16 protein-coding genes are annotated in these 14,624 nt (G+C 72.1%); 7 read left to right on the forward strand and 9 right to left on the reverse strand.

All coding sequences use genetic code 11. The features are described 5' to 3' along the window. Positions 1 to 90: 90 nt before the first annotated feature. Positions 91 to 594, reverse strand: a complete 504-nt coding sequence (locus ELQ39_RS28455; protein WP_024884926.1) for an Lrp/AsnC family transcriptional regulator — start codon at positions 592 to 594, stop codon at positions 91 to 93. Positions 595 to 727: 133 nt separating this feature from the next. Between ELQ39_RS28455 and ELQ39_RS28460 the strand changes: the two genes are divergently transcribed. Genes ELQ39_RS28460 through ELQ39_RS28475 form a run of 4 tightly spaced genes read left to right on the forward strand, consistent with a single transcriptional unit; the run spans position 728 to position 4,812 of the window. Next, on the forward strand, positions 728 to 1,498 hold the full coding sequence (locus ELQ39_RS28460) for a LytR/AlgR family response regulator transcription factor (RefSeq protein ID WP_242594730.1): 771 nt from the start codon (positions 728 to 730) through the stop codon (positions 1,496 to 1,498). 18 nt (positions 1,499 to 1,516) lie between these two features. Continuing rightward, entirely contained in the window at positions 1,517 to 1,876 is a 360-nt protein-coding gene (locus ELQ39_RS28465) for a hypothetical protein (protein WP_190003673.1), read from the forward strand. A 21-nt stretch (positions 1,877 to 1,897) separates the two neighbouring features. Continuing rightward, complete coding sequence (locus tag ELQ39_RS28470; protein WP_225640811.1) at positions 1,898 to 3,610, forward strand: sodium/solute symporter; 1,713 nt, start codon at positions 1,898 to 1,900, stop codon at positions 3,608 to 3,610. Beyond that, positions 3,607 to 4,812, forward strand: a complete 1,206-nt coding sequence (locus tag ELQ39_RS28475) for a sensor histidine kinase (protein ID WP_190003675.1) — start codon at positions 3,607 to 3,609, stop codon at positions 4,810 to 4,812. The genes ELQ39_RS28470 and ELQ39_RS28475 overlap by 4 nt, the downstream gene beginning before the upstream one ends. Before the next feature lie 20 nt (positions 4,813 to 4,832). Here the strand turns inward: ELQ39_RS28475 and ELQ39_RS28480 are convergent, their stop codons facing one another. The 5 genes from ELQ39_RS28480 to ELQ39_RS28500 form a co-directional block, all read right to left on the reverse strand. Further along, positions 4,833 to 5,009 (reverse strand): hypothetical protein, encoded by a 177-nt coding sequence (locus ELQ39_RS28480; RefSeq protein WP_190003676.1) that lies wholly within the window; start codon positions 5,007 to 5,009, stop codon positions 4,833 to 4,835. A gap of 75 nt (positions 5,010 to 5,084) precedes the next feature. Continuing rightward, entirely contained in the window at positions 5,085 to 6,038 is a 954-nt protein-coding gene (locus tag ELQ39_RS28485; RefSeq protein ID WP_225626270.1) for a cytochrome c oxidase assembly protein, read from the reverse strand. Positions 6,039 to 6,182: 144 nt separating this feature from the next. Then, positions 6,183 to 7,208, reverse strand: a complete 1,026-nt coding sequence (locus tag ELQ39_RS28490; RefSeq protein ID WP_033277193.1) for a 6-phosphofructokinase — start codon at positions 7,206 to 7,208, stop codon at positions 6,183 to 6,185. 198 nt (positions 7,209 to 7,406) lie between these two features. Then, entirely contained in the window at positions 7,407 to 8,135 is a 729-nt protein-coding gene (locus ELQ39_RS28495) for a type 1 glutamine amidotransferase (protein WP_190003678.1), read from the reverse strand. Positions 8,136 to 8,159: 24 nt separating this feature from the next. Further along, the gene (locus tag ELQ39_RS28500) at positions 8,160 to 9,398 is read right to left on the reverse strand and encodes a Mur ligase family protein (protein WP_190003679.1); all 1,239 of its coding nucleotides are present in this window, start codon (positions 9,396 to 9,398) and stop codon (positions 8,160 to 8,162) included. A 147-nt stretch (positions 9,399 to 9,545) separates the two neighbouring features. On the opposite strand from ELQ39_RS28500, the gene def reads away from it, so the two are divergent. Next, positions 9,546 to 10,091, forward strand: coding sequence for a peptide deformylase (gene def, locus ELQ39_RS28505; protein WP_190003680.1), 546 nt, complete (start codon positions 9,546 to 9,548; stop codon positions 10,089 to 10,091). A gap of 19 nt (positions 10,092 to 10,110) precedes the next feature. On the opposite strand, the gene ELQ39_RS28510 is transcribed toward def, so the two are convergent. After that, positions 10,111 to 10,752: a TetR family transcriptional regulator gene (locus tag ELQ39_RS28510; protein WP_225626271.1), complete on the reverse strand. Its 642-nt coding sequence runs from the start codon at positions 10,750 to 10,752 to the stop codon at positions 10,111 to 10,113. A 171-nt stretch (positions 10,753 to 10,923) separates the two neighbouring features. Between ELQ39_RS28510 and ELQ39_RS28515 the strand changes: the two genes are divergently transcribed. Both ELQ39_RS28515 and ELQ39_RS28520 read left to right on the forward strand, forming a co-directional pair. Continuing rightward, on the forward strand, positions 10,924 to 12,150 hold the full coding sequence (locus tag ELQ39_RS28515; RefSeq protein ID WP_190003682.1) for an acyl-CoA dehydrogenase family protein: 1,227 nt from the start codon (positions 10,924 to 10,926) through the stop codon (positions 12,148 to 12,150). Between the two features lie 91 nt (positions 12,151 to 12,241). After that, positions 12,242 to 12,904 (forward strand): transcriptional regulator, encoded by a 663-nt coding sequence (locus ELQ39_RS28520; protein ID WP_242594731.1) that lies wholly within the window; start codon positions 12,242 to 12,244, stop codon positions 12,902 to 12,904. A gap of 4 nt (positions 12,905 to 12,908) precedes the next feature. Here ELQ39_RS28520 and ELQ39_RS28525 read toward each other — a convergent pair whose 3' ends face one another. Both ELQ39_RS28525 and ELQ39_RS28530 read right to left on the reverse strand, forming a co-directional pair. Next, on the reverse strand, positions 12,909 to 13,145 hold the full coding sequence (locus ELQ39_RS28525) for a DUF6213 family protein (protein ID WP_006135192.1): 237 nt from the start codon (positions 13,143 to 13,145) through the stop codon (positions 12,909 to 12,911). A 25-nt stretch (positions 13,146 to 13,170) separates the two neighbouring features. Next, a complete protein-coding gene (locus ELQ39_RS28530) occupies positions 13,171 to 14,556 on the reverse strand; it encodes an NADP-dependent succinic semialdehyde dehydrogenase (RefSeq protein ID WP_190003684.1) in 1,386 nt (461 codons plus the stop codon). Positions 14,557 to 14,624 lie beyond the last annotated feature (68 nt).

A 14,624-nucleotide genomic window follows, 5' to 3' on the forward strand; every position in this document is an offset into this window, starting at 1 on the left:
AGGGGTGACTCCACGGTAGGAACGCGGCCGCACGGCCGACAAGCGACGGATCCTGCGTGTGCACGCAGGATCACTGCGTCTTTCCCGGCCTCAGCGCACGTCCGGTGCGTCGTCCGGGGCGGGCTGCGTCACTCCTGCCTCAGGACTGTCGGGCAGCAGGTGCGACAGCACCATCACGCTGATCGTCTTCCGGATGAAGGGCTCCTGGCGGATCCGCTCCAGCACCTCCTCGAAGTGCTCCACGTCCCGCGCCCGCACGTGCAGCAGCGCGTCCGCGCCCCCGGTCACCGTCATGGCCGCCGCGATCTCCGGATGGTTGCGCACCACCTCCGCCAGCCGCCGCGGCGGCGCCGCACCCTCGCAGTACACCTCCACGTACGCCTCGGTGCGCCAGCCCAGCGCGGACGGCCGCACGGTCGCGGTGAACCCGGTGATCACCCCCGTCTCCCGCAGCCGGTCCACCCGGCGCTTGACGGCCGTCGCGGACAGCCCGACGGAGGCGCCGATCTCCGCGAAGGACGTCCTGGCGTTCGCCATCAGAGCGGTGACGATCTTCCGGTCGAGTTCGTCGAACGGCGTGGGCCTGCTGTTCATGCGGGCACTGTATCGACGGCGGCCTCAGGGTCACCCCGGGTGAGCCCCGGAGGAGGACCGGCGCGGAACCGGGTGAAACGCCCTTGTCCGGCGCGTAGTCCGGACCCGGAGATCCCGCCTACACTCCACGTTCATGCTGCGCGCCCTCGCCGTCGACGACGAACGCCCCTCGCTCGAGGAGCTGCTGTACCTGCTGAACGCCGACCCGCGCATCGGGAGCGCGGAAGGCGCCGGTGACGCGACCGAGGCCCTGCGCCGCATCAACCGCGCCCTGGAGTCGGGACCCGACGGGCCCGACGCCATCGACGTCGTCTTCCTCGACATCCAGATGCCCGGCCTCGACGGACTCGACCTCGCCCGGCTGCTCACCGGATTCGCCCGGCCGCCGCTCGTCGTGTTCGTCACCGCCCACGAGGACTTCGCCGTCCAGGCCTTCGACCTCAAGGCCGTCGACTACGTGCTCAAGCCCGTCCGCAAGGAACGCCTCGCCGAAGCCGTACGGCGGGCCTCCGCCCAGCGCGGGACCACCCCGCAGGGACCCGCACCGCGCATCCCCGTGCACGAGCCCGACCCCGACCACATAACCGTCGAGCTGGGCGGCGTCACCCGCTTCGTCGCAGTCGACGACATCACCCACGTCGAGGCCCAGGGCGACTACGCCCGCCTGCACACCGACCGCGGCAGCCACCTCGTGCGCATCCCGCTGTCCACCCTGGAGGAGCGCTGGCGCTCCCGCGGCTTCGTCCGCATCCACCGCCGCCACCTGGTCGCCCTGCGCCACATCGGCGAGCTGCGCCTGGACGCGGGCACCGTCAGCGTCCTGGTCGGCTCCGAGGAACTCCAGGTCAGCAGGCGTCACGCCCGCGAGCTGCGGGACCTGCTGATGCGCCGGACCACCGGTTAGGCAGGGGGAGAGCCGCACATGCCCCAGGAACCCGCCGAGCGCCGGGTGGTCGTCACCGGCCCGCCCCGCCGCGCCGGCCGCACCTCCGGCTACTACCGCCCCCGCACCGAGATCGACGAGCAGACCACCCTCGGCCACACCTACGTCCGCACCCTGATGCGCATCCAGCTGCGCGCCGGACTCACCGTGTTCGCCGTCCTCGCCCTGCTCATCGGCCCGCTGCCGCTGGTCTTCGCCGCCGCCCCGGACGCCCGCCGCCTGGAGTGGGCGGTCCTCGGCTTCGGGCTCTACCCCCCGCTGGTCCTGCTCGCCCGCTGGTACGTGCGCCGCGCCGAACGCAACGAACGCGACTTCGTGCGGCTCGTCGAGGACCGCTGAGACCAGAGGACCGGCACCACCGTGAACACCGCCTACGCCGTCACCGCCGTCGCGCTGGTCGCCGTCGCGACCGTCCTCGTCGGCGCGTTCGGCCTGCGCATATCCCGCACCACCTCCGACTTCTACGTCGCCTCGCGTACCGTCGGCCCGCGGCTCAACGCGGCGGCCATCAGCGGCGAGTACCTCTCCGCCGCCTCCTTCCTGGGCATCGCCGGACTCGTCCTGGTCCAGGGTCCTGACATGCTCTGGTACCCGGTCGGCTACACCGCCGGCTACCTGGTGCTGCTGCTCTTCGTCGCCGCGCCCCTGCGCCGCTCCGGCGCCTACACGCTGCCCGACTTCGCCGAGGCCCGGCTCTCCTCGCACGTGGTTCGGCGGCTCGCCGGCACCCTCGTCGTCGGCGTCGGCTGGCTGTACCTGCTGCCCCAGCTGCAGGGCGCCGGACTCACCCTCACCGTGCTCACCGGCGCGCCCGACTGGCTCGGCGCGGTGATCGTCGCCGTCGTCGTCACGGTGATAGTGGCCGCCGGCGGCATGCGCAGCATCACGTTCGTCCAGGCGTTCCAGTACTGGCTGAAACTGACCGCCCTGCTGGTGCCCGCCCTCTTCCTGGTGCTCGCCTGGCAGCGCGACGGCGCGCCCAGCCACGCCTTCGACGAGCCCGCCGAGTTCCGCGAACAGCGCGTGGTGCGCGTCGACGACACCGTCGACCTGCGCCTGACCGCCCCGCTCACCGTCACCGTGGACGGCGCCGTCGACGGCCGGGAGCACGCCGGGACCGAGGTCAGCCTGCCCGCGGGCACGCACCGCGTCGACGGCGGCACCCGCCTCACCTTCGCCGAGGGCTCCAAGGTGCCCGTCACCGGGGACGGGGCCGACGACGCCCTGTCCCCGTCGCGCGCCGAGAGCCGCGCGGAACGCCCGCTGTACGCCACGTACGGGCTGATCCTGGCCACCTTCTTCGGCACCATGGGCCTGCCGCACGTGGTGGTGCGCTTCTACACCAGTCCGCACGGTGTCGCCGCCCGCCGCACCACCGTCGCCGTCCTCGGCCTGATCGGCGCCTTCTACCTGCTGCCCCCCGTCTACGGCGCCCTCGGCCGCCTCTACGCCCCCGACCTCACGATCACCGGGGACGCGGACGCCGCCGTCCTGCTGCTGCCCGGCCGGATGATCGGCGGGACCGGCGGAGACCTGCTGGGGGCGCTGGTCGCCGGGGGAGCGTTCGCCGCGTTCCTGTCCACCGCCTCCGGGCTCACCATGGCCGTGGCCGGGGTGCTCACCCAGGACGTGCTGCCCTCGCGCGGCGTACGCCACTTCCGCCTCGGCACCGTGCTCGCCATGGCCGTGCCCCTGGCCGCGAGCATCCTGGTCGGCGGGCTGCCGGTGGCCGACGCCGTGGGCCTCGCCTTCGCCGTGTCCGCGTCCTCGTTCTGCCCGCTGCTGGTGCTCGGGATCTGGTGGCGGCGGCTCACCCCGCCGGGGGCCGCCGCCGGGATGCTCGTCGGCGGCGGCTCCGCGTTCCTCGCCGTGGCCGCCACCATGGCCGGCTACCCGGGCGCCGGACCCTGGCACGCGCTGCTCGCCTGGCCCGCCCTCTGGTCGGTGCCGCTCGGCTTCCTCACCATGGTGCTGGTCTCGCTCGCCACACCCGGCCGGGTGCCGCCCGGCACGGCCGCGGTCCTGGCCCGCTTCCATCTGCCGGAAGAGCTGCGCACGGAGGTGTCCGCATGAGCGGTTTCCTCGCCGGTCTGCTCGTCGCCGTGCTGCCCCTGCTGGCCGCCGGGTTCTGGCTGGGCCGGCGCACGGCACGGCCCGCCGGCCTCGCCGGACTGGGCACCCCCGTCGAGCACGCCACCTTCGAGACCCTGCACACCGCCTCGCTGGCCACGCCCCCGCTGCGGGCGGGCCTCACCGAGGAGACCGCCCGCAAGTCGGCGCGCAAGCTGCGCTCCCTGCTCGGCACCGACGCCCTCTGCCTCACCGACCGCGAGCAGGTGCTCGTGTGGGACGGCGTCGGCGCCCACCACCGCACCGAGATCATGGAGCGTCTCACCGGCCCCCTGGACACCGGCCGCGGCGAGGCGTTCCCGCTGACCTGCGACACCCCCGACTGCACCGTCCGCTGGGCGGTGGTCGCCCCGCTCACCGTCGACGACCGGGTGCACGGCGCGCTCGTCGCCTGTGCGCCCCGCGAGTCGGCGGTGCTGGTCAGGGCCGCGGGGGAGGTCGCCCGCTGGGTCTCGGTCCAGCTGGAGCTGGCCGACCTGGACCAGTCCCGCACCCGGCTGATCGAGGCGGAGATCCGCGCCCTGCGCGCGCAGATCTCCCCGCACTTCATCTTCAACTCGCTCGCGGTGATCGCGTCCTTCGTGCGCACCGACCCCGAACGCGCCCGTGAGCTGCTGCTGGAGTTCGCCGACTTCACCCGCTACTCGTTCCGCCGGCACGGCGACTTCACCACCCTCGCCGACGAGCTGCACGCCATCGACCACTACCTGGCGCTGGTACGGGCGCGCTTCGGCGACCGGCTCTCCGTCACCCTCCAGATCGCCCCGGAGGTGCTGCCCGTCGCGCTGCCCTTCCTGTGCCTCCAGCCGCTGGTGGAGAACGCCGTCAAGCACGGCCTGGAGGGCAAGGCCGACAAGTGCCACATCCAGATCACCGCGCAGGACGCGGGGGCCGAGGCGCTCGTGGTCATCGAGGACGACGGGGCGGGCATGGACCCCGACCTGCTGCGCCGCATCCTGGCCCGGGAGGTCAGCCCCACCGGCGGCATCGGCCTGTCCAACGTCGACGACCGGCTCCGCCAGGTCTACGGCGACGACCACGGCCTCGTCATCGAGACGGCCGCGGGCGCGGGCATGAAGATCACCGTCCGGCTGCCGAAGTACCAGCCGGGCGTCCATCTGGCGGGGCGGCTCACCCCACGGTGAGCCGCCCTCGTGCGTGCCGGTCAGCCGTTGCCGGCGGCGACCATCCCGAGAGTGAGCAGGCCCAGGACGACCCAGCCGAACCACAGCCAGCCGTTGCTGCCGAGCGCCACCGTGTACGCCGTCACGGCGACCAGGCCGCCGACGGTCAGCACGCCCATGGTCTTCGTCGAGGTGGAACCGTTCGTGGTACCGGGCATCGCGACACCCTCCTCCAGGTCCGTTCCCTCCATGGTGCCCCGGTTCCGGGAAAGCAGGGCGGTGCGGGACGGAACCTAGTTGCCGCGCGCGTTGAGGGAGGCCAGGTAGGCGTTGTACGCCTCCAGCTCCTTGTCGCCGTCCCGGTCGGCGGCGCGGTCCTTGCGGCGTGCCTGCCGCTGGTCCGAGGCGTACCACTGGAACAGCAGCGCGATCAGCACCAGGACCGACGGGACCTCGCTGAACGCCCAGGCGATGCCGCCGGCCGCGTTCTGGTCGGACAGGGCGTCGATGCCCAGCGACGCGGGCGGGTCCTGGAAGGTGGTGACCATGGGGGTGGAGGCCATCATCAGCGCGATGCCGAAGAACGCGTGGAACGGCATGCCCGCGAACAGCTCCAGCATCCGCATCAGGTGACCCGGCCGGTGCGGACCCGGGTCCACGCCCATGATGGGCCAGAAGAACACCAGGCCCACGGCGAGGAAGTGCACCATCATCGCCGCGTGCCCGACCGCCGACCCCATCAGGAAGTCGAACAGCGGGGTGAAGTACAGGGCGTACAGGCTGGCGATGAAGATCGGGATGGTGAACAGCGGGTGGGTCACGACCCGCATGTAGCGGCTGTGCAGCAGCATCAGCAGCAGCTCCCGCGGCCCCTTGGTGCCCCGCACGGACGCCGGGGGCAGCGCCCGCAGCGCCAGGGTGATCGGGGCGCCGAGCAGGATCAGGATCGGCGACACCATGCTGATGACCATGTGCTGCACCATGTGCACGCTGAACATCACCATGCCGTAGTCGTTCAGCGCGGTGCACATCACCAGACCGATGCTCAGCACACCGGCGACGAACGACACGGTCCGCCCCACCGGCCACTTGTCACCGCGCCGGACCAGCCGGACCACGCCCCAGCCGTACAGCGCGAGCGCCAGCAGGCAGGCGACGAGGAAGAACGGGTCCGCCGACCAGGCGAGCCCTCGCCCCAGCGTGAACGGCGGCAGATCCATGGTCATGCCGTGCCCGCTGTGATCCATCCGCCGGCTCCATTTTCGTCCAGGTTGTACGCAATCGGTCCGCACCAGACTAGAACCGCCCCCGGCGACGTCCGTCACCGGGGGCGGTTCTGTGCAGCCGGTCTCACACGCGCCTGTCCCACGCGCCGGGCGCCGGCAGCGGGGTCAGAGCACGCACTCCGCCTCGGCGTACCGGTCCTCGGGCACCGTCTTCAGCGTCTCGACGGCCTCCGCCAGCGACACCATCACGATGTCGGTGCCGCGCAGCGCCGTCATCTGCCCGAAGTCGCCGCGGTGCACGGCCTCCACCGCGTGCCAGCCGAACCGGGTGGCCAGCACCCTGTCGTACGCGGTGGGCGTGCCGCCGCGCTGGACGTGACCGAGGATCACCGGGCGGGCCTCCTTGCCGAGCCGCTCCTCCAGCTCCAGGGAGAGCTGCCGGGCGATGCCCGCGAACCGCTCGTGGCCGTAGACGTCCTTGCCGCCCTCGTCGAAGTCCATGGTCCCGGCCTTCGGCTTGGCCCCCTCCGCCGCGACGACGATGGCGAACCGCTTCCCGGCCGAGAACCGCTCGCCGACCTTCGCGGTCAGCTCGTCGATGTCGAAGGGCCGCTCGGGCACCACGATGGCGTGCGCGCCGGCCGCCATGCCGGAGTGCAGCGCGATCCAGCCGGTGTGGCGGCCCATGACCTCCACGATCAGCACCCGCTGGTGCGACTCGGCGGTGGTCTTCAGCCGGTCCAGCGCCTCGGTGGCCACGCCGACTGCCGTGTCGAACCCGAAGGTCACGTCGGTGACGGCGATGTCGTTGTCGATGGTCTTCGGCACGCCGACTATCGGCAGACCGTTGTCGGACAGCAGCCGGGCCGCCTTGAGGGTGCCCTCACCGCCGATGGGGATGATCGCGTCGAGACCGAGCTCCTCGACATGGCCCCGGGCCCGCTCCACACCGTCCCGCAGATGCTCGGGACGCACCCGGGAGGAGCCGAGGATGGTGCCGCCGCGGGCGAGGATGCCGCCCACCGCGTCGAGGTCGAGCTTGAGGTAGTCGCATTCCAGGAGGCCCTTCCACCCGTCGCGGAAGCCGATGACCTCGTCGCCGTGGTCGACGACGGCACGGTGCACGACGGACCGGATGACGGCGTTCAGGCCGGGGCAGTCGCCGCCGGACGTGAGGACACCAATGCGCATAGCCCGAAACAACCTTCTCGAAGTGGGCCGGGACCGGACCGCGCTGTCCGGCTCGATCCCCGCCACCCTAGCCGTTTCGGGGGGAGGTGCCGCATCTCGCGTCCGCCTGCTGGACGACGCCGCTCACCTGTGCGGAGGAGGCGTCAGACGGGCCGTGTCGGGCCCCAGGACGCCTCCTCCGCGGCGTCGTTCCCGCGCTTACGCGGGCTGCTGGGCGGCGGCGATGCGCTCGTTGCGCAGGGCCTCGTACCAGCGGTCGTCGGTCGGCGGCAGCGCGTTGACGTCCAGTGCCAGCTTCAGCAGAAGGTCCGCGATCTGCGGGTTGCGCGCGAGCACCGGACCGTGCATGTACGTGCCGAACACGGTGTCGTTGTACGCGCCCTCGGTGCCGTCCCCGGTGCCGTTGCCGTTGCCGAAGCGCACCTGCGCGAACGGGCGTGCCGTGGGGCCCAGGTGGGTGATGCCCTGGTGGTTCTCGAACCCGGTGAGCGGGGGCAGGCCCAGCTGGGGGTTGATGTCCGCGAGGACGTCGCCCACGCAGCGCGCGCCCTCGCCGCGCACCGACACCACGTCGAGCAGGCCGAGGCCGGGCTCGCGCTGGCCGAGGTCGTTGATGAACTCGTGGCCGAGGATCTGGTAGCCGGCGCAGACGGAGAAGACGATCGCGCCGTTCCCCACGGCGCGGTGCAGCCCGCCGTCGCGGCGCAGCCGCTCGGCTGCCAGCCGCTGCGGGCGGTCCTCGCCGCCGCCGATCAGGTAGATGTCGCCGGAGGTCGGGATCGGCTGGTCGCTGCGCACGTCGAGCCGCGCCACGTCCAGGCCGCGCTGCCGCGCCCGGCGCTCGACGACGAGGACGTTGCCCTGGTCGCCGTAGGTGCTGAGCAGGTCCGGGTAGATCCAGACGACCCGCAGCTGGTTGTCGCTCACTTCAAGTCCCCTGAGGTGTCGTGGTCAGTTGCCGACGCGGCGGCGCAGGTCCTGGAACGCGGTGTAGTTGGCGATGACCTCGATCCGGCCGGGCGGCGACAGCTGGACCGCCTGGTCGAGGTTCTCGCACACCTGGAACTGCTGGTTGGCGACCTCGAGGCGCACCGCCAGGTCCAGCTTCCGGTCGCCGATGACGCAGATCGGGTGACCGGTGAGCCGGGTGTAGTCGACGTCCCACAGCCAGGAGGTGTCGGTGCCGTCGGCGGAGCGCGCGTTCACCGACAGGATCACCGGGGTCGGCGGCGGGTCGATCAGCGAGAACGTCTCCAGCCAGCCCGCGGGGTTCTTCGCGAGCAGCAGCCGCAGGTCACGGCCCTGGAACTGGACGACGTCGTAGCGGCCGGCCACGGCCTGCACCTGGTACATGCGCTCCAGGGCCACCTGCGGCGGCACGCCGAAGACGGCGGCGACGGCGGCGGAGGACGCGGCGTTGGCCTTGTTGGCCCGGCCCGGCAGCTGGAGGTGGATCGGCCAGGCGGAGCCGTGCGGGTCGAGCACGTGGTCGCCGGAGAGCGCCCAGCTCGGGGTGGGGCGGCGGAAGCCGCACTCGCCGCAGAACCAGTCGTCGCCGGGGCGCTGCATCACACCGCCGCAGGACGGGCAGGACCAGGCGTCGTCCTTCCACATCTGGCCGGCGGCCACCCAGATCACGTTGGGGGAGGACGACGCGGCCCACACCACCAGCGGGTCGTCGGCGTTGGCCACGATCACGGCCTTGGAGCCGGCCAGGCCCTCGCGCCAGGCTTCCGCGAGCATGCGGGTCTCCGCCGCGCGGTCGAGCTGGTCGCGGGAGAGGTTGAGCAGCGCGATGCACTTGGGCTCGGTGGCCTGCGCGACGCCCACCAGGTACTTCTCGTCGACCTCGATGACGCCGTAGCGGGCGTCCTCGCCGGCCGCGAGCGCCGAGGTGATGCCGGCCGGCATGTTGGCGCCGAGCGCGTTGGAGACGACCGGGCCGGCCGCCTTGAGCGCCTCGGCGATGAGCCGGGTGGTGGTGGTCTTGCCGTTGGTCGCCGAGACAAGGGTCACGTCGAGGTGCGCGGCGAGCCGGTGGAGAAGGTCGGGGTCGAGTTTCAGGGCCACCCGGCCGCCGATCACCGAACCGCTGCCGCGCCCTGCGGCGCGGGATGCCGCTGCGACCGCCTTGCCCGCGGTCACGGCCAGCTTGGCCCGCGGCGTGAGCGGGTCCGAGTTGCCTGCCATCAGTTCTCGATCCTCCTTGCGTACGCGCCGCGTCTGTGCCTGACGGCCACGTGGTGTGGGCTCAGCCTATCGAGATCCATTCGCCCTCCAGTACCGCGGCTCCATCGTGGGACGGGGCGGTGATGCTAGGACCGTACCCTTGCGGCCATGCGACACGGCTCACTCCCCGGCGTCCACGGACGCGTACGGCCCCTCACCCTGCTCGGAGACCCCGTCCTGCACACGCCGTGCGGGGAGGTCACCGACTTCGGTCCGGAACTGTCGGATCTGGTGGAGGACTTGTTCGCGACCATGTACGCGGCCCGGGGAGTGGGTCTGGCCGCGAACCAGATCGGCGTGCCGCTGCGGGTGTTCGTCTTCGACTGCCCCGACGACGAGGACGTCCGGCACCTCGGGCACGTGGTGAACCCGCGGCCGGTGGTGACGGACGGGGTGGTGGTGCGGGGGCCCGAGGGCTGTCTGTCGCTGCCCGGCCTGGAGGCGGGTACGGAGCGGTACGACCACGCGGTGGTGGAGGGCTTCACGGTGACCGGGGAGCCGGTCACCGTGCACGGCACCGGGTTCTTCGCCCGCTGTCTCCAGCACGAGAGCGACCATCTGGACGGCACGGTCTACGCCGACCGTCTCGACGGCCGCCGTCACCGCAAGCTGATGCGCCAGGTCGCGCGCGCCCCCTGGCGCCACCCGTCCTGAGCCGGGCGCCGGTCCGGGGTCAGAAGCCCGGGCCGCCCACCTTGTCGCCGGCCGCGGCCAGCCTGCCCCACAGCAGGTCGGCCAGGCTGCGTACCAACTCGGCGCGGGAGCAGGGGCGTTCGCCCAGCCACCAGTCGCCGGCGGCGTGCATCATGCCGACGATTCCGTGGCCCCACACCCGGGCCAGCTGGTGGCTGCCGGGGCCGAGGTCGAGGCGTTCCCCGATCACCTGGGCCAGCTCCTCGCCCATCCGGCGCAGCAGCGGCGCCGAGTGCTTGCCCACGTCGAAGCCCTGCTCGCTCGGCGACCCCTCCGCCGGGTGCATCAGGAAGCGGTAGACCTGGGGGCGCGCCTCGATCGCCGCCAGGTAGGTGTCCAGCGTGGCCTCGACCCGCTCACGCCGCTCCGCGGGAGCGTCCAGCGCGGCCCGCAGCGAGTCCAGCAGGGCGTCGGTGTGGCGCTTGGCGAGGGCGGCGTAGAGTCCTCCCTTGTCGCCGAAGTGCCGGTAGAGGATGGGCTTGGTGATGCCGGCCTCCGCGGCGATGGCGTTCATCGAGGCCCCGGGGCCGTCGCGCAGCACCACCCGGTCGGCGGCCTCCAGCAGCTCGCGCCGGCGTCGGTCGGCGGACCGCTGCTGCTCGGTCCGCTGTGTGGTGTCCATGAGCTCTCCCCACCCGTGCTGAATCGGTGACGCCTGCGCAAACTAACACTGATCAGGGCCCCGACATCGAACGGGATGGCGACCTGCCTGGGGAGTTGACTTTTCCTACTTGCCGGTAACAGACTGGGGTTACCGCAAGTAACATGCACGTGCGCCGCCGCTGGAGGGGTCATGGCCGAGTTCACCATGGAGCTCAACGACGAACAGAAGGAGGTGCGGGACTGGCTGCACGGCTTCGCCGCCGACGTCATCCGCCCCGCCGCCGCCGAATGGGACGAGCGTGAGGAGACTCCCTGGCCGGTGATCCAGGAGGCGGCCAAGGTCGGCATCTACTCCCTGGACTTCTACGCCCAGCAGTACTTCGACGCAACCGGTCTCGGCATCCCCATGGCGATGGAGGAGCTGTTCTGGGGCGACGCGGGCATCGCGCTGTCGATCGTCGGCACCGGCCTCGCCGCCGTCGGCGTCCTCGCCAACGGCACCGAGGAGCAGATCGGCACCTGGATCCCCCAGATGTACGGCGACGTGAACGACGTGAAGGTCGCGGCCTTCTGCTCCTCCGAGCCCGACGCCGGCTCCGACGTGTCGTCGATGCGCACCCGCGCGGTGTACGACGAGGCCAAGGACGAGTGGGTCATCAACGGCACCAAGACCTGGGCGACCAACGGCGGCATCGCCAACGTCCACGTGGTGGTCGCGGTCGTCGACCCCGAGCTCGGCTCCAAGGGCCACGCGTCCTTCATCGTCCCGCCGAACACCCCGGGCCTGTCCCAGGGCCAGAAGTTCCAGAAGCACGGCATCCGCGCCTCGCACACCGCCGAGGTCGTCCTCGACAACGTGCGCGTCCCCGGCTCCTGCCTGCTCGGCGGCAAGGAGAAGCTGGACGAGCGTCTCGCCCGCGCCCGGGAGAAGGCCAGGAAGGGCGGCGAGCGCGTGAAGAACGCCGCCATGGCCACCTTCGAGGCCTCCCGCCCGGCCGTCGGCGCCATGGCCGTGGGCACCGCCCGCGCCGCCTACGAGGTCGCCCTCGACTACGCCAGGACGCGCGAGCAGTTCGGCCGCCCGATCATCGACAACCAGGGCGTCGCCTTCCAGCTCGCCGACATGCGCACCCAGATCGACGCCGCCCGCCTGCTGGTGTGGCGCGCCTCCTGGATGGCGGTCAACGGCAAGCCGTTCACCGCGGCCGAGGGCTCGATGTCGAAGCTGTTCGCCAGCGAGACCGCCAAGAAGGTCACCGCCCAGGCCATCCAGATCCTCGGCGGCAACGGCTACACCCGTGAGTACCCGGTCGAGCGCATGCACCGCGACGCCGCGATCTACACCATCTTCGAGGGCACCAGCGAGATCCAGCGCCTGGTCATCGCCCGCACCCTCTCCGGCATGTCCATCCGCTGACCCGCCCGTGCGGGGGCGATCCGGTCCGCCGGGTTGCCCCCGCACGGCGTCCGGGCCAACCTCGGGGGTGACCGACGCCTCGGAGGACGCGATGACACGCACGGCCCGGGACCTGCTGCGGACGATCACCGCGGAGCTCGCCCCCGACCCGCGCTCCAACCCCCTCGTGCCGCTGATCGCGGCGGGGGAGGCGGACCGCGGGGTGCTGGCGGTGCTCGCGCTGGAACAGATGCGGGTCATCCCCGCGGACCGCCGCGCCTTCCTCCAGCTGGCCGTGAGGTCCTCGGCCGAACCGGAGGCCGACGCGTACTTCACCGCCCTGGCCGAGGGTGAGGCGCTCGCCCAGCAGCGGCTGCCCGCCTTCGCCGAGGCCTGCGGCGTCGACGAGACCCGCGCCGCCGCCTACACCCCGCTGCCCGGCTGCCAGGCCTACCCGGCCTACGTCGCCTGGCTTGCCCTCAACGCCGCCCCGGCCGACGCCGTCCTCGCCGTCACCGCCAACTTCTCCGCCTGGGGCGGCTACTGCGCCACCATCGCCGAGGCCCTGCGCACCCACTACGGCTTCGACGACGAGGCCTGCTCCTTCTTCGACTTCTTCGCCGGACCGGCCGAGCACCTGGACCGTACCGCCGAGCGTGCCGTGCAGGCCGCCCTGGACGCCGGCCGCCTGGACGAGAGCCGCGCCCGCGCCTACGGGCACCTGCTGCAGAGCTTCGAGGCGCTGTTCTGGCGGACTCTGGAGCGGCCGGCCTGACGCCCTACGGGGTGGTGCCGCTGCTGTGCGCGATGCACGCCACGTCGATGCGGTCGGCGAGCTTCGCGAGTTCGATCGTCAGCGCGGCGACCGTGTCCTCGTCGAGCCCGCCCTCGCCGGCCTCGACGAGCCGGACCCACCGGCCGCCCACCGTGCGCAGCAGCTTGCTGACGTCGGCGGCCGCCACCTGGAGGGTGCCGCGGTCGTCGACGATCAGAGGCAGTGTCACTTCGCGGTTCACAGTCGGGATCGTAACCGTGCGGGCGTCACGCGCCGTGCCAAACCGTGGTGATGTTGCAGAACTCGCGGATTCCGTGCCCGGACAGCTCACGTCCGTAGCCGGACCGCTTGACCCCGCCGAAGGGGAACGCCGGATGGGAGGCCGTCATGCCGTTGACGTACACGCTGCCCGCCTCCAGATCCCGGACGAACCGGTCGATCTCCGCCTCGTCGCGCGTCCAGACGTTGGAACTCAGCCCGAACGGCGTGTCGTTGGCGATGAGCACCGCTTCGTCCAGATCGTCCGCCCGGTAGAGCGTGGCGACCGGGCCGAAGGCCTCCTCGCGGTGGATGCGCATCTCCCGGTCGATCCCGGCCAGCACGGTCGGCGGGTAGAACCAGCCCGGCCCGTCCGGGCGTTCGCCACCGCACAGCACCGTCGCGCCGGCCCGTACGGCATCGTCGACCAGCTCCTCCAGGTCCTGGCGGCCCTGTTCGCTGGAGAGCGGCCCGACGTCCGTGTCCTCGTCCATCGGGTCGCCGACCTTCAGTGCCTTCATGCCCGCCACGAACCGCTCGGTGAACGCGTCGTAGACGTCCGCGTGGACGATGAACCGCTTGGCGGCGATGCAGGACTGCCCGGCGTTCTGCACCCGCGCGGTCACCGCGACCTCGGCGGCCCGGTCCAGGTCGGCCGAGGGCATCACCACGAACGGGTCGCTGCCGCCCAGCTCCAGCACCGTCTTCTTGACCATCTCGCCGGACGTCGAGGCGACCGCCCGCCCGGCCGGCTCGCTGCCGGTGAGGGTGGCCGCCTTGATCCGCTCGTCCCGCAGCAGGTCGTCGACGGCGGCGGAGCCGATCAGCAGGGTCTGGAAGCAGCCCTCGGTGAAGCCCGCGCGGTGGAACAGGTCCTCCAGGTACAGGGCGGTCTGCGGCACGTTCGAGGCGTGCTTCAGCAGTCCGACGTTGCCCGCCATCAGGGCGGGGGCGGCGAACCGCACCACCTGCCACAGCGGGAAGTTCCACGGCATCACCGCGAGCACCGGACCCAGCGGCCGGTACCGCACCAGGACCCGGGAGGCCCCGGAGTCCTTCACGTCGGACGCGTCGGGTTCCTCGTCGGCGAGCAGCCCGGCCGCGTGGTCGGCGTACCAGTGCATCGCCTTGGCGCACTTCGCGGCCTCCGCGCGGGCCTGCGCGATCGGCTTGCCCATCTCCGTGGTGATCACCTTGCCGACGGCGTCCTGGTCCTCGTCGAGGATCTCGGCGGCGTGGTGCATCAGCCGGGACCGCTCCTCGAAGGTCGTCGTCCGGTACGTGCGGAAGGTGGCCTCCGCGAGCTGGAGCCGGCGTTCCAGCTCGTCCTCGTCCATGGGGTGGTACGTCTTGACGGTCTCGCCGTTCGCCGGATTCACCGTGGCGATGTGCATCACTGGCCTCCATGGGACGGGCTGTGCTCTGACGACCTTCCCGCGCGCCGATGGGCCGCGCAACGCGG

The sequence above is a fragment of the Streptomyces sp. GB4-14 genome, from assembly GCF_022696125.1.
Lineage (GTDB): Bacteria > Actinomycetota > Actinomycetes > Streptomycetales > Streptomycetaceae > Streptomyces > Streptomyces werraensis.